Source organism: Pseudoalteromonas sp. H103 (assembly GCF_001469205.1).
Classification (GTDB): domain Bacteria; phylum Pseudomonadota; class Gammaproteobacteria; order Enterobacterales; family Alteromonadaceae; genus Pseudoalteromonas; species Pseudoalteromonas carrageenovora.
Map to the genome: position 1 here is coordinate 49,193 of NZ_LOFG01000003.1, position 19,594 is coordinate 68,786.

Sequence of the window (19,594 nt, forward strand, 5' to 3'; positions counted from 1 at the left end):
CATATAATAACCACAGTTTTATTAAATAATAATGTTCTTGCTCACAAAGGGTGAAATAAACATCAAAATCCACGATAATGTCGCTTCCACATCATGTGCAGAACTAGTTGAGATTAATATGACTGAAAAAACATTTATCAAAGGTAAAGACCGCGACCTAGAATCGTCAATCTCTACCATGCAAAACAAGCTTAAAGCCCTTAACATTAACGTTGAGGAAGCGCTTTGGCTTAACCCTGTAGCTAACTGTTATTCGGTTCATATTAAAGACAGCGACTGCGGTGTTATGTTTACCAATGGTAAAGGCGCAACCGATAAAGCATCTATTGCCTCTGCGCTAGGTGAATACTTTGAGCGTTTGAGCTGTAACTACTTTTTTGCTGACTTTTACTTAGGTGAAGAATTTGCCAACGGCGAGTTTACTCATTACCCAAGCGAAAAATGGTTTAAAGTTGAAGGTGAAGAAGTGCCTGAGGGCATAATGGACGAAAGCCTGTGGGATTACTTTGACCCAGAGCGCGAACTTAACGCATCACACCTTTTTGATTTTAACTCGGGTAATAACGAGCGCGGCATTTGCACATTGCCATACACGCGCCAACGCGATAACCAAGACGTGTACATTCCAGTAAACGTGATTGGTAATATTTTTGTATCTAACGGTATGAGCGCAGGTAACACCAAGTTTGAAGCGCGTGTACAAGGTTTATCAGAAGTATTTGAACGCGCTATAAAAAACCGCATCATCGCTGAAGGTATTTGTTTACCAATCGTGCCTGAAGACGTTGTTAAACAGTACCCACAAATTCACGAAGCATGTGAAGAACTACGCAGCCATGGTTTTCATTTACGCATTGCCGATGCATCACTAGGCGGTAAATACCCAGTAATGAGCGTAACGCTGATTAACCCAACAGATGGCTCTGTATTTGCCTCGTTTGGTGCTCACCCTTCATTTGAAGTAGCTCTTGAGCGTACTGTTACTGAGTTACTACAAGGTCGTCGCCTTGATCAGCTTGATGTGTTCCAGCCAGCCACGTTTGATAACGACGAAGTAGCAACGCCTGAAAACATTGAGCTGCACTTTATTGATTCTAGCGGTTTGATTTCGCATGATTTCTTCCGTGCCAAAGCAGATTTTGACTTTGTACATTGGGACTTTAGCGGTACAACAGAGCAAGAATACAACTTCTGTACAGATTTAATTCATAGCATGAACCACGACATTTATATTATGGATTACACGCACCTAAACGTGTATGCATGTCGTATTTTAGTACCGGGCATGTCAGATATTTACCCAGTAGATGAGCTTATTTGGCGTAACAACAACGAAGGCGCTAAATTCCGTGAAGCATTCCTATCGCTTGATCAGTACGATGCTGAGCAATGGATGGACATTTACGACAGCTTAGAAGAAGCCGGCCACAGCGATATTATTCGCGCAGCAGAGTTTATTGGCCTTGCAACCGATGCCGACACACCTTGGCATACGCTACGTATTGGTGAGCTTAAAGCGCACCTATGTTTAGCCGCAGGCAGCGAAGAAGCAATTGATTGGGTTGATTGGATACTCCATACAGGCCAAGTAAACGAAGAGGCAATGCGCCATTTCCGCTGCTTAAAAGCCATTCTTGAAATTAAATACGATGACGAGCGTGAATACGCCGACTACCAAGATGCACTTGGTTTAATGTTTGGCAGCGATAACGTAACGCTTGCAATTGAAATTGCAGAAGGCCGTAAATTATTTAATGGTTTAACCTTCCCTGGTTTATCGCTTGAAGGCTTTAAAAAGCACGCAGCTTTACTTGATGGCTACCGTAAGTTACATGTAGCAAAACAAAACTATTGGGCACGTGAAGTTACCGATAGCTAATACTAATTGTTGAGCTAATATAGCTAAACTACTAATTACAAAAATAAAAATGGCGCTAATTTATTAGCGCCATTTTTATTTACGCAATAAATTAGCTATAGTTAAATTGCCTAAAATAAAAGCACGATGTAATTAATGTCGCCACCAAGAAATAATAAAAACAAAGTTCATAACTTTAAACGAACATTTTGGTTATCACTTACTCTTATAGTATTAGTGAGTTTTATACTTGATCGTATTAATTACAATCGCGTAAAGGACGCACATAGGTTACAAACACTTTCTGAAGTAAGCACCTACCGCGCACAACTCGAGTCTATTTTAGTTTCTAATATTCAACTAGTTCGAGGTTTAGGGGTTGCAGTTGCTGCAGAGCCTGATTTACAACAAGCTCGATTTGAACAAATTGCTGGGCCACTATTTAAAACCTCTAATGAACTTCGTAATATCGGTGGCGCTCCCGATATGATCATTCAAATGACCTACCCCTTAAAAGGTAATGAAAAAGCACTCGGCTTAAATTTTTTAGAAGCAAAAAACCAACGCGCTGATGCAATTAGAGCACGTGATACCAATACGATTGTCATGGCGGGTCCACTTAAATTAATTCAAGGCGACATTGCGCTTATCGCACGTGTACCTGTGTATATACCACCGGAAAACCGCTTTTGGGGGTTACTTTCTGTTGTTTTAGATATTAACAAAGTGTATAAAAACTCAGGAATTCACGAGCTCGAAAGCGAGTATAACGTAGCGTTACAAGGTCGCCATGGGCTTGGTAAGAAAGGCGAATTTTTCTATGGTGATAAAAGCATTATTGAGCAAAACCCTCTTGAATTTACTTTAAATTTTCAAGGTGGTAATTGGCAACTTTATGTTGCACCAAAAGTAGGTTGGAACCCACCAAACTCAGCAATTTGGCCACTGCGCTCTGCTATTATAATAATTTGTGGGTTGTTGATTTGGGCTTTTTTCTTTTTTTTAAAAATGCTAAATCGCCAGCAGCAAAACGAAAAAATGCTTGAGGCAATGAGCGATCTTGCACAAATAGGTGCATGGTCATTCAATTTAGATACTAAGCAAGTTTACTGGTCAGATATGACCAAGAAAATTTTTAAATACTCGCTTGATACACAACCGGAGTGGCCTAGTGATCTGGGCTATTTTAAGCCGGGTGAAAGCCGTGAGAAAATAGCTAAATTAATTGAGCGTGCCATAAAACTTGGTGAAAGCTACGAAGTTGAACTTGAAGTGATAAACGCAGAAGGTAAAACAATATGGGTGCTTGCACACGGTGAAGTTGAGCGTAGAAATAGTCGCAGCATTCGTATTTTTGGCTCAATTCAAAATATAGATACCCGTAAAAAAATCGAACTCGAAAATAACCAAATTGCATTACATAATGAAATTTTAGCCTCACTAACTGTAAATAAACTCATATTAAGCGGGCAATTAAGCCAAGCAAAAGACGTAATTACGCAGGCAATTTGCCAGGCATTTGATGTAAAACGTGCCAGTATTTGGTTTTTTAATGACGATAAAAGCCAATTAAATCCTTTTGCGATACACAGCACTCTATCCTTGAGTGATAACAGCGACCCTATTTGGCTAAGAAAAAACACTAAAGACTTTTTTAACGCTATAGATCATCAAGCTGTATTTAGTGCACCCGATGCACTTAACCACCCTATTTTAAAACCCTTAAAAGCCCATTATTTAGACCCTTTACACATTCAGTCTATGTTATGTGTGATTATTCCTGGAGGCTCGGGGGCACTTGGTATTGTATGCGCCGAGCAATGCCAAAGCACTAAACTATGGTCTCGTAATGAGGAGAGCTTTTTAATAGCTGTTGCGGCACTTATTGGTAGCCTACATTCAAGCCAAAAACGTATTGAGACAGAAGAGCAACTCGTTACAGCTAAGGATGCTGCAGTACAGGCTGTAGAAGCTAAAAGTGAATTTTTAGCGAGTATGAGTCACGAAATTCGTACTCCCATGAATGGGGTACTGGGTATGCTTAATATTATAAAGCAAACCCAACTTAACCAGCAGCAAGAGCATCATATAGAGCTGGCTCAGTCATCGGCTCAATCACTTTTAAATATAATTAATGATATTTTAGACTTTTCTAAAATTGAAGCCGGTAAGCTCGATATTGAAAACGTGCAATTTAACCTCCCCAGACTACTAGGCGAAGTTGTTGAATCGTTTGCGTTAAAAGTTGAGCAAAACCAAAGTAAGCTTATTTTAGACGCAACCCAAATTACGGTAAGTGAAATAATTAGTGACCCTAACAGGTTACGCCAAATATTAAATAATCTACTCGGTAATGCTGTTAAGTTTACTTTAAATGGCGAAATTATTGTGACGGCCCGCGTTGAGGAAACAACAGATGGTTCGTTTTTGCAGTGTTCTGTAATTGATACCGGTATTGGTATAAAGCCTGAAAAACAAAACTCTTTGTTCGATTCATTTACTCAAGCCGATGCTTCAACCACTCGCCAATTCGGCGGCACTGGGCTTGGCCTTGCTATTGTTAAGCAGCTTTGTGAACTCATGAATGGTGAAGTAAGCGTAACAAGTATGGTTGATGAGGGCAGTACATTTTCGTTCAGCATACAAATACAACCTCGCTTGAGTAAAGAGCAAGACTTACCGAGCCACTTAATTAAAAATAAGCATATTTTAATTATTGATGAATGCACTTTAAATGCTAATACGGCGCATAAACAGCTTAATGTTTGGGGCGCCAAAGTAAAGTGCATTAACGACTACAGCCAAGTAACAGAACACTTAAATAACTCAGAAGTTAAGCTCAGTGCTATTTTAGTTGATTACTACTTTTTTGAAAAAGCACAGCAACCCCATATTACGTCCTTAAAAAACTTTATAAATTTGCATGGCTGTAAATTAGTAATTATGGCTCCGATGAGCTACTCCCAAGAAAACTCAAAGTTAGGTATGAAAGTTGATTGCATGATTTTCAAACCCCTTACTCCATCAGATTTATTTGACTCACTCACTAACGATAAATTTATAGAGCAGCAACAGCGTCAAGCTCAGCTGCAAAACAAGCTAACTAAAGCGCCAATAACCGATTCTACTGAGCCCCAATTACTATTAGTAGAAGACAATAAAATTAACCAAGTAGTTGCTTCTGCCCTGCTAAAACAAGCTGGTGTTAGTTTTGATATCGCAGAAAATGGCCTTGATGCAATAGTTAAACTTAATGCAAAACAAGGTAAGCCATACAAGCTTATTTTAATGGACTGCCAAATGCCCGAAATGGACGGCTACCAAGCCACTAAAGCAATTCGTGAAGGTGATGCCGGTAAGTGTAATCAAAATACGACTATTATTGCGTTAACTGCAAACGCCATGCAGGGCGATAAAGAAAAATGCTTAGCTGCTGGCATGAACGATTATTTAAGCAAGCCGCTTGATTTAGCCGCATTACAACCAAAACTTGAACAATGGCTTGGCACTCAATAAAGGTGTAAGCTAGTAAAATAAGCTTACTAATTTGAGATTATTTATGCAGTTATCAGCAAATCAACAACGTATTCTTGGTTGCTTATTAGAAAAACAAAGCACCACACCTGAGCATTACCCGCTGTCTTTAAACGGGCTCACCAATGCGTGTAATCAAAAATCAAACCGTGATCCAGTTCTATCCCTCACAGAAACTGACGTACAGAATGCACTCGACAAGTTAATTGAAATGCGTTTAGTCACGCTTGATGAAGGGCTATCTGGGCGAGTAAACAAGTACGATCACCGCTTTTGTAATACCGAGTTTAGTAACTTACAATTTACCGAGCAACAACGTGCCATAGTGTGTTTATTGCTACTTAGAGGCGCACAAACTCCAGGCGAGTTAAGAACGCGTAGTGCACGCTTGGCTGAATTTAATAACGTAAGTGAAGTTGAAAACGCGCTTAGCTTATTAGCTCAAAATGATTACGTTTGTAAGTTAGAGCGAGAAGCCGGAAAACGCGAAAGTCGCTATGTTCACTTGTTTGGCGATACAAACGAAGTACAGTCCGAGCAACAACCGAGCGCTATTACAGATGTAAGAAACCATGAAATTAATGAGTTACTTGCAGAAATAGACGAACTGAAAGAAGAGCTTCGTTTGATAAAAGCACATTTAGGGCTTTAATTACGCCCAGCTAAATCACATAATATAATTAAGTTTAAAACAAAATTATTTACCAACGAGGAGCTGGCCATGCGCGCCGAAATTGTGGCTGAAATGAAAGTTCAGCCAAGTATTGATGTAAACGCTGAAATAATCCGTCGAGTTAACTTTATTAAAGCACGTTTAGTGGCAGCCCATAGTGTATCGCTAGTGCTGGGCATTAGCGGTGGTGTTGACTCGTCAACCTGCGGTCGCTTGTGCCAATTAGCGGTAGATGAATTAAATACCGAGCAAAGTACCGACAAATATCAATTTATAGCGGTACGCTTGCCATACGGTATACAAGCCGATGAAGATGAAGCGCAAATGGCCGTTGATTTTATTAAGCCAAGTAAACGTATGACGGTAAATGTACAACCAGCAGCAGATGCGCTTCATGACCAAGCAATGGCAGCTATTGTAGGCAGTGGCGCGGTACTTCCTGAGCAAGCAAAAGTTGACTTTATTAAAGGTAATGTAAAAGCGCGCCAACGTATGGTTGCTCAATATGAAATTGCCGGTTTTTGCCAAGGCTTAGTAGTGGGTACCGATCATAGTGCTGAAAACATCACTGGCTTTTACACCAAATTTGGTGATGGCGCTTGCGATTTAGCGCCGTTATTTGGTTTATCAAAACGCCAAGTACGCGCTCTTGCCACGGCATTAGGCGCTCCTGATTTACTCGTTACTAAAGCACCTACTGCAGATTTAGAAAGCGACAGACCAGGCCTTACCGACGAAGAAGCATTAGGACTGAGCTATGAGCAAATAGATGACTTTTTAGAAGCTAAAGAGGTTTCAAAAGAGGTTGAGCAAAAGCTTGTAGATATATACTTGCGCACACAGCATAAGCGCCAAGCAATTCCGACTATTTACGACGATTTATAAGCTATAGCTAATAGCAACTAATGCCAATAGGCGTTAGTTGCTATTTGATCTAGCCACAACTGTATTGCGTATAAATTGCCTAATAAACGCATTCAATATTATTAACTGCCCGCCATAGAGAATACTGCATTATATGACATCGCCTATTTTAATTACCGGCGCAGGCCAACGCATTGGCCTAGCACTTGCCAAGCATTATTTAGCCCAAGGGCAAAGCGTTATTATAACTTATCGCACACGTCATCAGGCTGTTGATTTACTAGAGCAACAAGGTGCTGTGTGTATTTTTGCTGACTTTAGTAACGATACTGGCATTAGCACATTTATAAATACACTTAACACGCACACCAGTAGCTTGCGCGCTATTATTCATAATGCATCAAGTTGGGACTGCGAAGCTAATAACCCAGACTTTGCCGTGCTGTTTGATAGCATGATGCGTATTCATGCAAAAACACCTTATTTAATTAATTTATTGTGCGCTGATTTATTACTTAATTATCAAGCAAGCCATAATGTACCAGCAGATATTATTCATCTCACTGATTATGTTGTAGAAACTGGCAGCCCTAAACATTTAGCTTACGCAGCAAGTAAAGCTGCTCTAGATAATCTCACAAAGTCATTTAGTGCTAAATATGCGCCTAATATAAAAGTAAATTCAGTAGCGCCATCATTAATCATTTTTAATGAACATGACGATGAAGCTTATCGCGCCAAGACACTTAAAAAATCATTAATGGGTATTGAGCCCGGTTGCCAAGAGATTATTAACAGTATTGATTTATTACTGCAAAGCCACTACATCACAGGCCGCGCTTTGCCCGTAGATGGCGGACGCCATTTAAAGTAGAACACACTAGACTGAGAAATTTATGCATGACGAATTAAAACAAAGTTATCAAAATATTATTACCGCTGTAGGCGAAGATGCTAATCGTGAAGGTTTACTAGACACACCAAAACGCGCAGCAAAAGCGATGGAATACTTAACTAAAGGCTATCGTCAAACGCTTGATGAAATTACTAACAATGCGGTATTTACCTCTGACGCTGATGACATGGTGCTTGTGCAGGATATAGAGCTTTACTCTATGTGTGAACATCATTTATTGCCATTTATTGGTCGCTGCCATATTGCTTATATTCCAGATGGCAAAGTACTTGGTTTATCTAAATTTGCGCGTATTGTTGATATGTTTGCTCGTCGCTTTCAAATTCAAGAGCAGCTTACTCATCAAATTGCTAAAGCAGTTGAAGAAGTTACTGATGCTAAAGGCGTGGGTGTTATTGTTGAAGCTAAACACATGTGCATGATGATGCGCGGTGTAGAGAAGCAAAATTCAAGCATGCGTACCTCTGTAATGCTGGGTAACTTTAGAAGCGACTCTAAAACACGCAACGAGTTTTTACAGCTTATTAAGGGCTAATTATGGCTAACGCAATTATTAACGTAACTAACTTACGCTTGCGTACATTTATTGGCTTTAACCCTGATGAACGTGAAAAAAAGCAAGATGTGGTGATCAACTTAGAGATCCATTATCCTGCTGACGATGCGTGTAAAACTGATGAGGTAGAGCAAGCACTTAACTATAAAGTGATCACCAAAGAGGTGATTAACTTAGTAGAGCAAGGGCACTTTTTACTACTAGAAAAGCTCGTTGCGGAAATACTTGCTGTTTGCCACAAACACCCAAGCGTACATTACGCCAAAGCACGTGTAGATAAGCCACACGCACTGCGTTTTGCCGATTCGGTGTCACTTACGCTTGATTGGGTAAAATAACATTAAATTATTTTATCTATACCTATGGCAAGGGCAATAACCGCTAAGTAGCGTGCGCCTTTGCCAAGTGTTACTAGTAATAAAAACACACTAAAACGTACTTTAAATATGCCTCCAATCACCGTGAGCGGGTCGCCCACAATAGGTAGCCATGCAAACAACAAACTATACACACCGTATTTATTAAACTGATCTTGCGCCTTTTCAAGCCCCTGCGCTGATACCGGAAACCATTTTTTATTTTTAAAGCGTAATACTTGCGTACCCAACCAATAATTCACACAACTGCCCAATACATTACCAAGCGTAGCTGCACACCATAAAAGCCAAATGTTTACTTTTGCTTGGGTAATCATCGTTATTAAAACAACTTCTGAAGAGCTTGGTAATAAAGTGGCCGATATAAACGCACTAATAAACAAAGTTAAATAAAGCATAAGGCCCTTAGGCTAAACGTAAAAACCCAGCTTATAGCTGGGTTTACAGGATAATAGCTAACTCTTTATTTTATCAAATTTAAGCTAAACGGATAGTTAAACTCCCTACCTTCGTTGGCTTTAATACTTGCTAAAACAACCATTATAAAAGAAAAGATAGCCACTAAAGGTAGCAAAACTAAGCCTATTACGGCAAAGACTAGTAAAAAACATACAAAGTAAGCTATAGCCATAGTAATTTGAAAATTAAGCGATTTTTTACCGTGTAAGTCTACTATTGGCATTTCATCTTTTTTAATTAGCCATATAACTAATGGCCCAAGTATAGAGCCAAACGGGATCACAAACCCAGCTACGGCGCTTAAATGACAGAGCATAGCCCATGTTCTATCATCTTTATTAACTGGTTCAACCTGTTGATTTTCTTGCATAACACTCTCCTTTTTGTTTAATACATACTGCCTCTTTATTAAGCAGGTGTCTATAAGTGGTGTTGATATTGTTAAATATCACGGCCTAAACCTCTGTGATAAAAAAGTGATAACTTTGTGAGAGTTTCTTGAGGTGGTTATTCAATACTTAGCCTGAATCATCACTTACAGGAAATAACAATGAAAGCTTCAGCATTTACAATTGCAACTCTTTTAGCAGTAGCTAGCCAATCAACTATGGCAGCAGAACTAGACGTTAAAATTACAAACCTTACTAAAGGCCTTTACTTTACGCCGGTACTAATTACAGCACACGACAGCGAAGACAAATTATTTGAAGTAGCGACCGAAGCCTCTTCTGCATTGCAAGCAATGGCTGAAGGCGGCGATATTTCAGCACTTGTTACTCAGGCATCAGCATCAAGTAGCGATATTGCAGAAAACCCAGCAGCTGGCTTATTAGCCCCTGCAGCGTCAGCAACAGCAGAATTAACAACGACTGATGGCAACGAATACCTATCTGTAACCGCTATGCTACTTCCAACGAATGATGGCTTTGTAGGTCTTGATAGCTGGAAAGTCCCAACAGAAGCGGGTACTTATACTGTTTACCTAAACGGCTATGATGCAGGTACAGAAGCAAATAACGAACTTGTTGTAGAAGGCTCTGGCGCACCGGGTGTTTTAGGTATTCCTGCAGCACCAGGTGCAGATGCAGGTACTGCGGGTACAGGTGTAACAATGGGCGATACAAATACAATGGTGCACATTCACCCTGGTAGTTTAGGCGATGACGACCTAGAAGGTGGTAATAGTGATTTAAGTAACACTGTACACAGATGGTTAAACCCAGTTGCAAAATTAACTGTGACGGTTAAATAGGAGAGTTAATTATGTCATCTCTTTCTAATTTTAAAAAAAGTGCCCTTATTTTAATGTTAGCCAGCTCACTAGCTGCATGTGGCGACAACGACAATAGCGACCCGATTGAAGATCAAGAACCTGTAGTTGTTGTTGAACCAGAACCTGTCGTTTATGAGTTTACTATCACTTTTAGTAACTTAACGGCTGGCCAGCCGCTATCACCCCTGTCTGTGATTGCATTTGATGAAACCCCACCATGGAAATTTGGTGAGACGGCTTCTGTCGGTTTAGAAATGATTGCAGAAAGCGGCGCTAATGAAGAATACCTTAGCGACGAAAATGCACTTGCTTCAGTCTCGGCTGAAGGCGGCATTGGTCCTGGCGAAACAACCTCTGTAACTCTCTTAGTTGATGCACGAGATGTTCTTAATTTATCTTTTGCTGCAATGCTTGGGAATACAAATGACGCTTTTACCGGTCTTAGTTCTGTAGATGTATCAACACTGGAAGTAGGCAGTTCAATATCAAGAACAACGCCAGCTTACGATGCGGGTACGGAAGCGAATACAGAAACAGCTGACACTGTGCCGGGGCCCGCTGCTGGCGGCGAAGGGTTTAACGAAATACGCGACGATATTGCCGACATGATCACAATGCATCCAGGTATTGTGTCTAATCAAGATGGCTTATCAACCTCTGCACTTGGTGCTGAACTGAAGTTTGATAACCCAGTATCAAAAATCGTGATCACTCGTACACAGTAAAACAGCTTGTAATGGGGAAGTGAGGTGACATGGACGTCCCCTTTTTACGAGGTAGATCATGCGGCACGAAAAATTATTGGTAGTAGAAGACGACAGAGAAATAGGGCAATTAATCACAACACAGCTTGCTTCATTAAATTTGCATGTTGATCATGTTGTAAGCGCTGAACTCGCACTAAAAAGAATAGCAAAACAACCTTACGGGCTTATTTTACTTGATATCAACCTGCCACAAATGGACGGGTTAAGCCTGTGCCGTAAAATAAAAGAGCACTACCCTACTATTTCCGTTATTTTACTTACCGCGCTCAGTAGCGATATGGACCGTGTAATTGGTCTTGAAATGGGCGCTGATGACTATATTTGTAAACCCTTTTTTGCTCGCGAATTGCAAGCCCGTGTTAAAACACAATTACGCCACCGCTCACAGCTTCTAGCAATTCAAAATAACGAAAGTGTAAACCCGTGCAACGAAAAAACCTTAAATATAGGCTCACTCAATATTGAGTTTAACTCACACCAAGCTTATTTAGACGAACAAGCACTCAACCTCACCGCCACTGAATTTGATTTACTGGTTTATTTTGCCAGACACCCAAACCATGTTTTTAGCCGCCAGCAACTGCTCGACAAAGTATGGGGTTATCAACACAGCGGGTACGAGCATACCGTTAACTCACATATAAATAGGTTACGCGCCAAACTTGAACTACACCATCAAGCGCCTATTATCGAAACCGTTTGGGGCATTGGCTACAAACTAAACCCAAGCCAACTTACTTAAGAGCCTTATTATGAACCTATCTTTGTATCAAAAATTAGCGGTGTCGTTGGTTGTTATATTTTGTTTTATTTGCGCACTAGTTTACAGCTGGAGTAAACAACTAGAGCTCACCTCAAAGCATCATGGCGAGCAAAACCTGCACTTAGCCCTTGCTGAGCATTTAGTACAAGATAACCCATTAATAAAAGAAGGTGTATACGACTACGCAGCCCTAGAAAACCTATTTCATACCTTAATGTTATTAGGCCCCGCATTTGAGTTTTATTTTGTAGATGAAAACGGAAAAATCCTCACTTACTCAGCAGAGCCTGGTAAAGTTAAACGTACTCATATTAATTTAGCCCCCTTAAAAAAGCTGATTAACAACCCAGATGCAGCACCAATTTATGGAGATAACCCAAGAAATAAAGCGCAGCAAAAAATATTCTCCGTGGCGCCTGTATTTAATAACGATAAGTTGCAAGGATACTTATATGTAATTATTGGGGGCGAAGCTTACGACACATCTTTAAACACAATTAAAAATAATGACAATCTATGGCTAGCTGCTTTATGGCTTGGATCAGCACTTGTATTTTTACTGATTGCAATGCTTATTTTACTGCGTTTTTTTACCAACCCTATTCAACGATTGGCGCGGGATGTAAGTAAAATTGAAGCGGCTAATTACAGTATTACCGATACAAAGCTCAGTAACTATTCAACACAAAAAAGCAACGAAGTGCACAGTTTAGGCCGAAGCATTCAAGCTATGGTTACTCGTATTGACGAGCAATTTAAAGCACTTGAGCAAAGCGATAAACAGCGCAAAGAGCTTCTTACCCATTTATCGCACGACTTACGTACGCCTCTTGCCTCTTTGCAGGGATTTTTAGAAGTGCTTAATCAGTCAGGCGCACAGTTAAGCGCTAAAGAACAACATGAGTACTTGCATGTTTCACTTAATAACTGCGATCAACTTAAACAGCTTATTGAGCAAATTTTTGAGCTTGCCCATTTAGAAAATGGCGAAATAAGCATACACAAAGAAACCTTTAATTTAGGTGAGCTTATTTACGATTGCATTGCTAAGTTTTCTCTTACCGCTGAGAAAAAAGGCCTTAACTTAACAGTAGAGCCGGCAATTTGCGACTTTCCTGTTGTAGCCGATATTGCAAAACTTGAGCGTGTGTTGAGTAATTTAATTGATAATGCAATAAGGCACACACCTAAAGGCGGCAGTATAGCTGTACACGTTAAGCGCATTGATCAGAAGCAATTATTTGTGCAGGTTTCTGATACTGGTGTGGGAATTAAGCATGATGAGCTAAACGCTATTTTTAATCCGCATTATCAGGCTTCAAACTCACATAACGAAGGGCGACAACAAGGTGGCTTAGGACTTGCTATTTGTAAGGGCCTATTAAAACTTATGGACAGCGAAATAAATGTACAAAGTGAGCTGGGCAAAGGCACTATGTTTAGCTTTAACTTGCCACAAAAAATAAAGGCATAGCCGTTGGCTATACCTTTAAACATTACTTAATTTTATTGTAATTAGGGCGGGTCACCTAGTTTTTAATACCTGCTAAATCAAGAATAAAGGCATAATTAAACGCGGTATCTTCTAAGCGCTTAAAGCGACCTGATGCGCCGCCGTGCCCTGCTTCCATATCTATTTTAAACAGTAGTTTATTATCATCTGTTTTGTAATCACGCAGCTTAGCAACCCATTTAGCTGGCTCAAAGTATTGAACTTGTGAGTCATGCAAACCGGTTGTCACTAACATATTTGGATATGCTTGCTTAGATACTTGATCATAAGGCGAGTACGAAAGCATATAGTCGTAGTACTCTTTTTCATTTGGGTTACCCCACTCGCCATACTCATTGGTGGTAAGTGGAATACTGGCATCAAGCATGGTGGTAACTACATCTACAAACGGTACAGCGGCAACCATGCCTTTATAAAGCTCAGGTGCTTGGTTTGCTACCGCGCCCATTAATAAGCCACCAGCACTACCACCATAAGCAAATATTTCATCTTTAGCGCCATAGCCTTGTGCCACTAATGATTTAGTTACATCAACAAAATCGTTAAAGGTATTCTTTTTAGTTAGTAATTTACCATCTTCATACCAAGGGCGACCTAACATTTGCGAGCCGCGTACATGGGCAATAGCATATACAAAACCACGGTCTAGCAAACTTAAGCGCGAGCTAGAAAAAGTAGGATCCATGGTGGCGCCATACGAGCCATAGCCGTATTGTAGTAATGGGTTTGTGCCATCCTTTTTAAATGCATCTTTACGATAAACTAAGCTTACCGGTACTTTTATACCGTCGCGTGCCTCTACAAAAATACGCTCAGACGCATAATTATCAGCATTAAAGTCGCCTAATACAGCCTGCTGCTTCAATAATGTTTTTTCGCCAGTGGCTAAGTTAACATCGTATGATGAACCCGGTGTCGTCATACTGGTGTAATACACACGCAGTGTATCGCTGTCTAATTCGTTATTACCATATGCGTTAATTGTATACGCACTGTCGTTAAAGCTTAGTGGTAACTCTTTGCCTGATTTTAAATTACGCGCAATAAGTGTTGATTGGCCCATTTCGCGCTGTTGGTATACTAAGTAGTCGTCAAATAACTCTACACCTTCAAGTTTAATACCCTTGCGTGCAGGGATCACACTTTGCCAATTCGCTTTATCACCAGCTTTATCGATATCTACTTTCATAAGCTGAAAGTTAACGGCATTTAAATTAGTAACAATGTAATAAGTATCACCTAGTTTAGATATGCTGTATTCAAGGTTGGCTTCACGCTCAATAAAACGCTTTGGCTTGGCGTTTACATCGTTTGCACTTATCACTGATAAACCCGATGAATCAGTGCTGCTATGCCAAATATAAATTTCCGAGCCATCTTTGCTTTTGCTCATACCGGTGTAATAACTTGTGTCTGTTTCTTCGTATACAAGCTCGTCATCACTTTGTGGTTTACCAAGCGTATGTCGATAAACTTGATAACCGAGTAAGGTTTGCGCGTCTTTTTTGATGTAATACACAGTTTTATTATCGTTCGCCCACACAACATTACCGCTGGTGCCTTCAAGCGTGTCTTCTAATAATTTACCGGTGCTTAAATCTTTAATTTTTATATTGTAAATACGGCGACTCACCGTATCTTCACCATACGCCATTAAGTTGTCATTTGGGCTTACATTTAAACCACTAACCGCAAAGTAGTCATGATCTTTAGCTAATTCATTTACGTCTAAAATAACTTGCTGATCGGTCCCTGCAAAATCGCTACTACGTAAGTAAGTAGTATATTCATTATCGCCGCGAGTTTGTGACGAGTAATAGTACTGGCCGTCTTTTACTGGAACAGAATCATCATCTTTTTGGATTCGCCCTTTAAGCTCTTCAAACAAACTACTTTGCAGTGTTTTAGTATGTGCAAGCATGGTATCTGTGTAGATATTTTCAGCCTCAAGGTAACTAATAACTTCTGGCGCTTTGCGCTCGTCATCACGTAGCCAGTAGTAGTCATCAATACGCGTGTCGCCATGAATAGTCATTTCGTGAGGTACTTTTTTAGCGATAGGTGCAACTGCGCTAACTTTTTTTTCCACTTGCTGTGTTTGCACAGTGTTTGTATTTGAAGTGTCGTTAGATGTACTTTGTGGAGCCTTATTACAACCAGCTAAAACAGCTAGTGATAATGCGGCTAGTGTGAATGAAGAACGGAACATTTGTAAATCTCAGTCGTTGTTATTATTGGTAGTATTAAATATACCTAATAATAAAGCGCGGTGTGATTTAGTTTGTGAAGCTATGTAAAAAGGGAGCCGAAGCTCCCTTTTAAATAACTAATTAGTTATTAAATTACTTTTGTTTACGACGACGCATAAATGCAAACGGCGCTACTAGCAATGTAAGCCAAGCTAGTGAACCAGACGAACTCTTTTTCACTGTTTCAGGTGTAACAGTTGCTATTGGTTCAACAGCTTTAGTAATGCTTACTGAAACTGTTGCTGGTGCAGACACATTACCGCGCACATCGATTGCCACAACTTGAATTTCAGCTGTTGAATCACCTGCTAATAGTTCAGAGTTCATTACAACTACTTGTCCATCAGCATCGATACCTAAACCTTGATGAGTATTTGATTGCACATAGTACTCTGATACATCTAAGTCTAAATCTGATTCAGTAATTGTAAGCGCGCCAACAACTGTACCGTTAGCAGCATCTTCAACAACACTGAACTCGCCACCAACTAATATTGGAGCTTCGATTGCAGGAACATCAAGCTCAGAAGCTGACATTACTTTGATAATATCTAGGCCTGAATCTTGCGATAATGCAAATGGGCCACTAGCTTCAACAATTGCTTTCTCACCTGGTTTAAGTGACGTAACTTCTTCACCTGTTTCCATAGAGGTAAGCGTTACACTTGGAGACGCACCAAACGTCGCAGAACCTTCAATGCTATCTGTCTGAGTGAATACACCAGTGTAATATGATGGGTAACCCACAGATGCTTTAAAGTTCATGTTCTCACCAATTAGTGAAGCATCCACGTTTAATAGTTCACTACATGTTGAGAAAGTAATAGTGTCTTCGCCAGCAGAATGATAAAGCGGAGTAACCCATGCTAAAGCATCGTTACCTGCACCATCAGTCGCACCAATTACTGTACGGCTACGTCCTGGGAATGCAGTCTCACGACCACGGTCGTTGTAATTTTGCATTAGGTGATCGTAAACACCGTCATTATCGGTATCAATTTCTAGTCTGTAACCCGCTTGGAATACATGTGTTAATGGGTCACGTAATTGAATAGACGATGTTACAAAAATACCTGAATCACAAGAGCTGTCTGCAAACGCAGAGAAAGTAGTTGCTAAAATATTATACTCAGCTTCTTCTTGTGTTTTTTCAGTTCCCATTGCAACAATACTTTCTGCAAATGGTGTTAATTCTGTTTGGCCGCTATTTTCAACAATTAACGTCATTTCATTATCAATAATTTGAGATGAAACATTTAAGCCTGTAGCAGCTTTAGGCATTGCATGATACACAACGTGCAAGTCGTGATCTGTATCAGTGCTTGCATCATTAAAGACTAATGCACCATCAAACTCTACAGAAGTAAGTGCTGCACTTCTTGCTGCAATATCGTCTGAGCTAAACGGGTTTTCTAATTCCCATACTGGTAATTTTGTTGGATCAACAGTTAACGTCACATCAAAGTTAACTGACTGGCCTGCAGGAATTGTTACCGACTCAGGGTATTCCCAACTAATTGCACCCGTATCTTCATCATTTTGGTAGCGAGCTTCAGTGCGTAACGCGTAAGTTTTCGCTTCTGATGAAAAGTTTTTAACTGTTACTGTTTTAGTTAATGAACCAGTTTCAGCCATTGAAACAAGACCAAACGAAAGCGCAGCTTGTTTAGTTTCAAAATCAGTATTGTTTACCCAAGCAGCAACGGGTAGGTTTACAGCTTTAGTCACATCAACCAAACCTGCACCAATCATACTGATAGGAGCCAGTTCTGAATCTGGATTAACCGCTAGTGGTTCGTTAGTAACATTTAAGTCTGCAGCATTCATTATTGTTGCTTTAATTTCAAATGCATTACGCTCAGGATGAGCTTCACGAATCATTGCAACAGCACCGGCTGTAATTGGGCCAGAGAAAGAAGTTCCACTTACAGGTGCTAGTTGATCTTGCGTGCCTGCAGCAGCCACCAAGATACTTGTACCAGGTGCTGTAATTTCTGGTTTTAATAAACCATCCATTGAAGGACCACGAGAAGAGAACGTTGCTACGGCACCTGCAGTAGTTTTAATTTTAACATCAATATCAAATGTAACCGTATCACCAGCTGCTAATTGCGCCTTTAAAGCAGCACCCGCGGCAAAGTTAATACCTACATTTTTTATTGTTACAGCAGCATCACTACCGCCCATTGGCGCTGGCGTACCATCGTCTACATTATTTGCAATAAATACAAATTCAGCACCTTTTTCTTGTGCGTTTAGTACTTTGGCCGTAAATGCACATGCACCACGATCAATTAATACCGCTTTGCCTGTAAAATCAACATCATCAGCAAAGTCATTACAACCATCTTGGTTTGCGTCTGGGTATACTAACTCAATATCAGCACCAGAGATTGCAAAATCAACTTGCGGACCAAAGCCAGACGCTTGAATACTTCCTTCAACACCTGCAACAGTACCAGTAGCTACACCCACTTCGGTTGTTGGATGAGTCATAGCACCTACTGATAATGCATTTGGTGTAGTACTTGGACCACCAATACGGAATGGATGATCACCATCATTACCAGCTGAAATAACCATATTCACGCCTAAATCAACAGCTCGTTGAATAAGGTATTGTGCACCGCCACCTGTGTAAGTATCACCATACTCACCGCCTAGTGACATATTCATAACGTCTACGCGATCTGAAATGTCGCCATCACCGTTAGGATCCATTGCAGCTTCAAGCGCTGCGGCTTGTGCGGCACTAGGACAGCCACCACCACATACAGAGTAAACATATAACTCAACATCTGGTGCGATACCATTTACCGAGTTTGAAGACGATGTACCATGATCTGTTGGATCACCTGTTGCAGATGAGTTTGCAGGATCGTTTTCAATAGGGTCAGCATCTTCATGAATAAAATCATAACCGCCTTGGACAATACCTTGCGGCCAGCTAACTTCAGTAGGATCTGATTGAGCTGCTAAATATGCATCAACAGTGCCTTCACCACCAAATGCTTTGTGAGTATAATCGATACCAGTATCTAAAACAGCTACGCGCTGCCCCTTACCCGTTACAACACCATCAATAACTAAAGGTTTAGCATTAATGTAATCAGACGAGTCTGAAACATGCAGCTGGTAATCAAACATTGGTAAAACTTTCTCTACACGTGCATCTTTTGCTATTTCAGCTAAAGCTTCTGGTGTTGCTTGTACTATTAGCGTTGGTGCTAATATTTTTGTTTTACCTATTACTTTTGCATCGAAGTCTAGGCTATTAAGCTCGCTCGTCATAGTATCTTGAAGCTGCTCAACATTCGCTATAATTTCACGACTATTTGCTACTTGATAAGTCCCTGCAGCAACAGCATCAACAGATGTAGTTGCTCGTAGTACAATCATATGTGCTGATGGTTGTTTTTGATCAGATGCTAATTCTTTTACTTGTTCTGCAGCTTGAGGTGAGATCGTTGCTTTAGGTAAAGTTGCTGCGTTAACAAACGTGGCAAGAAATGCACTTGAGACTGCTGTGGCAATAGCAGTTTTTTTTATTATATTGTTAGCCATTAGTTCCCCTTGGGTAGGTTATGTATTATTGTATTTGTAATAATCAGAATGATTAAATTGTGCTAGTGAATATAAAACTTTCAGTGCAGGCCAAGCAACACCTTGGTTACAAACATATGACTGCAAATAAGTAAAAACAACCAATTACACAATAAACCAATGATTTTAAAGAACTAAAAAACCTCCTGCATTTGTGAACTAATGTAAACCAAACCCTAAATTCTCTGG

The 19,594-nt window shown here is 40.2% G+C and carries 15 protein-coding genes; 11 read left to right on the top strand and 4 right to left on the bottom strand.

Annotated features, from left to right (window positions below):
- The first annotated feature begins 118 nt into the window (after positions 1 to 118).
- From ycaO to folX, 7 genes are all read left to right on the top strand, one after another.
- A complete protein-coding gene (ycaO, locus tag ATS74_RS04300) occupies positions 119 to 1,879 on the top strand; it encodes a 30S ribosomal protein S12 methylthiotransferase accessory factor YcaO (RefSeq protein ID WP_058547721.1) in 1,761 nt (586 codons plus the stop codon).
- Between the two features lie 135 nt (positions 1,880 to 2,014).
- The gene (locus tag ATS74_RS04305) at positions 2,015 to 5,374 is read left to right on the top strand and encodes an ATP-binding protein (RefSeq protein ID WP_058547722.1); all 3,360 of its coding nucleotides are present in this window, start codon (positions 2,015 to 2,017) and stop codon (positions 5,372 to 5,374) included.
- A 43-nt stretch (positions 5,375 to 5,417) separates the two neighbouring features.
- A complete protein-coding gene (locus ATS74_RS04310; RefSeq protein ID WP_058547723.1) occupies positions 5,418 to 6,044 on the top strand; it encodes a YceH family protein in 627 nt (208 codons plus the stop codon).
- Positions 6,045 to 6,113: 69 nt separating this feature from the next.
- Complete coding sequence (gene nadE / locus ATS74_RS04315; RefSeq protein WP_058547724.1) at positions 6,114 to 6,950, top strand: ammonia-dependent NAD(+) synthetase; 837 nt, start codon at positions 6,114 to 6,116, stop codon at positions 6,948 to 6,950.
- Positions 6,951 to 7,083: 133 nt separating this feature from the next.
- Positions 7,084 to 7,803: a dihydromonapterin reductase gene (gene folM, locus ATS74_RS04320; RefSeq protein ID WP_058547725.1), complete on the top strand. Its 720-nt coding sequence runs from the start codon at positions 7,084 to 7,086 to the stop codon at positions 7,801 to 7,803.
- A 22-nt stretch (positions 7,804 to 7,825) separates the two neighbouring features.
- A complete protein-coding gene (folE, locus tag ATS74_RS04325) occupies positions 7,826 to 8,380 on the top strand; it encodes a GTP cyclohydrolase I FolE (protein ID WP_058547726.1) in 555 nt (184 codons plus the stop codon).
- Positions 8,381 to 8,382: 2 nt separating this feature from the next.
- On the top strand, positions 8,383 to 8,739 hold the full coding sequence (gene folX / locus ATS74_RS04330; protein ID WP_058547727.1) for a dihydroneopterin triphosphate 2'-epimerase: 357 nt from the start codon (positions 8,383 to 8,385) through the stop codon (positions 8,737 to 8,739).
- Between the two features lie 2 nt (positions 8,740 to 8,741).
- Here the strand turns inward: folX and ATS74_RS04335 are convergent, their stop codons facing one another.
- Positions 8,742 to 9,176 (bottom strand): YqaA family protein, encoded by a 435-nt coding sequence (locus ATS74_RS04335; RefSeq protein ID WP_058547728.1) that lies wholly within the window; start codon positions 9,174 to 9,176, stop codon positions 8,742 to 8,744.
- A gap of 65 nt (positions 9,177 to 9,241) precedes the next feature.
- On the bottom strand, positions 9,242 to 9,607 hold the full coding sequence (locus ATS74_RS04340) for a DUF4870 domain-containing protein (RefSeq protein WP_058547729.1): 366 nt from the start codon (positions 9,605 to 9,607) through the stop codon (positions 9,242 to 9,244).
- 180 nt (positions 9,608 to 9,787) lie between these two features.
- On the opposite strand from ATS74_RS04340, the gene ATS74_RS04345 reads away from it, so the two are divergent.
- Genes ATS74_RS04345 through ATS74_RS04360 form a run of 4 tightly spaced genes read left to right on the top strand, consistent with a single transcriptional unit; the run spans position 9,788 to position 13,514 of the window.
- Positions 9,788 to 10,489, top strand: coding sequence for a spondin domain-containing protein (locus ATS74_RS04345; protein WP_058547730.1), 702 nt, complete (start codon positions 9,788 to 9,790; stop codon positions 10,487 to 10,489).
- 11 nt (positions 10,490 to 10,500) lie between these two features.
- The gene (locus ATS74_RS04350; protein ID WP_058547731.1) at positions 10,501 to 11,235 is read left to right on the top strand and encodes a spondin domain-containing protein; all 735 of its coding nucleotides are present in this window, start codon (positions 10,501 to 10,503) and stop codon (positions 11,233 to 11,235) included.
- 58 nt (positions 11,236 to 11,293) lie between these two features.
- Complete coding sequence (locus ATS74_RS04355; RefSeq protein ID WP_058547732.1) at positions 11,294 to 12,019, top strand: response regulator transcription factor; 726 nt, start codon at positions 11,294 to 11,296, stop codon at positions 12,017 to 12,019.
- Positions 12,020 to 12,029: 10 nt separating this feature from the next.
- Positions 12,030 to 13,514 (top strand): sensor histidine kinase, encoded by a 1,485-nt coding sequence (locus ATS74_RS04360; RefSeq protein ID WP_058547733.1) that lies wholly within the window; start codon positions 12,030 to 12,032, stop codon positions 13,512 to 13,514.
- Positions 13,515 to 13,569: 55 nt separating this feature from the next.
- Here the strand turns inward: ATS74_RS04360 and ATS74_RS04365 are convergent, their stop codons facing one another.
- Together ATS74_RS04365 and ATS74_RS04370 are read right to left on the bottom strand one after the other, a co-directional pair.
- The gene (locus tag ATS74_RS04365; RefSeq protein WP_058547734.1) at positions 13,570 to 15,762 is read right to left on the bottom strand and encodes a S9 family peptidase; all 2,193 of its coding nucleotides are present in this window, start codon (positions 15,760 to 15,762) and stop codon (positions 13,570 to 13,572) included.
- A gap of 133 nt (positions 15,763 to 15,895) precedes the next feature.
- Complete coding sequence (locus ATS74_RS04370; protein ID WP_058547735.1) at positions 15,896 to 19,366, bottom strand: S8 family serine peptidase; 3,471 nt, start codon at positions 19,364 to 19,366, stop codon at positions 15,896 to 15,898.
- Positions 19,367 to 19,594: the final 228 nt, after the last annotated feature.

Bases quoted from the DNA above. Each gene is read 5' to 3' on its own strand.
- ATS74_RS04310 (WP_058547723.1), top strand. From the start codon at position 5,418: ATGCAGTTATCAGCAAATCAACAACGTATTCTTGGTTGCTTATTAGAA.
- ATS74_RS04340 (WP_058547729.1), bottom strand. From the start codon at position 9,607: ATGCAAGAAAATCAACAGGTTGAACCAGTTAATAAAGATGATAGAACA.
- ATS74_RS04345 (WP_058547730.1), top strand. From the start codon at position 9,788: ATGAAAGCTTCAGCATTTACAATTGCAACTCTTTTAGCAGTAGCTAGC.
- ATS74_RS04305 (WP_058547722.1), top strand. From the start codon at position 2,015: ATGTCGCCACCAAGAAATAATAAAAACAAAGTTCATAACTTTAAACGA.
- ATS74_RS04365 (WP_058547734.1), bottom strand. From the start codon at position 15,762: ATGTTCCGTTCTTCATTCACACTAGCCGCATTATCACTAGCTGTTTTA.
- ATS74_RS04360 (WP_058547733.1), top strand. From the start codon at position 12,030: ATGAACCTATCTTTGTATCAAAAATTAGCGGTGTCGTTGGTTGTTATA.
- ATS74_RS04370 (WP_058547735.1), bottom strand. From the start codon at position 19,366: ATGGCTAACAATATAATAAAAAAAACTGCTATTGCCACAGCAGTCTCA.
- ATS74_RS04350 (WP_058547731.1), top strand. From the start codon at position 10,501: ATGTCATCTCTTTCTAATTTTAAAAAAAGTGCCCTTATTTTAATGTTA.
- ATS74_RS04335 (WP_058547728.1), bottom strand. From the start codon at position 9,176: ATGCTTTATTTAACTTTGTTTATTAGTGCGTTTATATCGGCCACTTTA.
- folM (WP_058547725.1), top strand. From the start codon at position 7,084: ATGACATCGCCTATTTTAATTACCGGCGCAGGCCAACGCATTGGCCTA.
- folE (WP_058547726.1), top strand. From the start codon at position 7,826: ATGCATGACGAATTAAAACAAAGTTATCAAAATATTATTACCGCTGTA.
- ycaO (WP_058547721.1), top strand. From the start codon at position 119: ATGACTGAAAAAACATTTATCAAAGGTAAAGACCGCGACCTAGAATCG.
- folX (WP_058547727.1), top strand. From the start codon at position 8,383: ATGGCTAACGCAATTATTAACGTAACTAACTTACGCTTGCGTACATTT.
- nadE (WP_058547724.1), top strand. From the start codon at position 6,114: ATGCGCGCCGAAATTGTGGCTGAAATGAAAGTTCAGCCAAGTATTGAT.
- ATS74_RS04355 (WP_058547732.1), top strand. From the start codon at position 11,294: ATGCGGCACGAAAAATTATTGGTAGTAGAAGACGACAGAGAAATAGGG.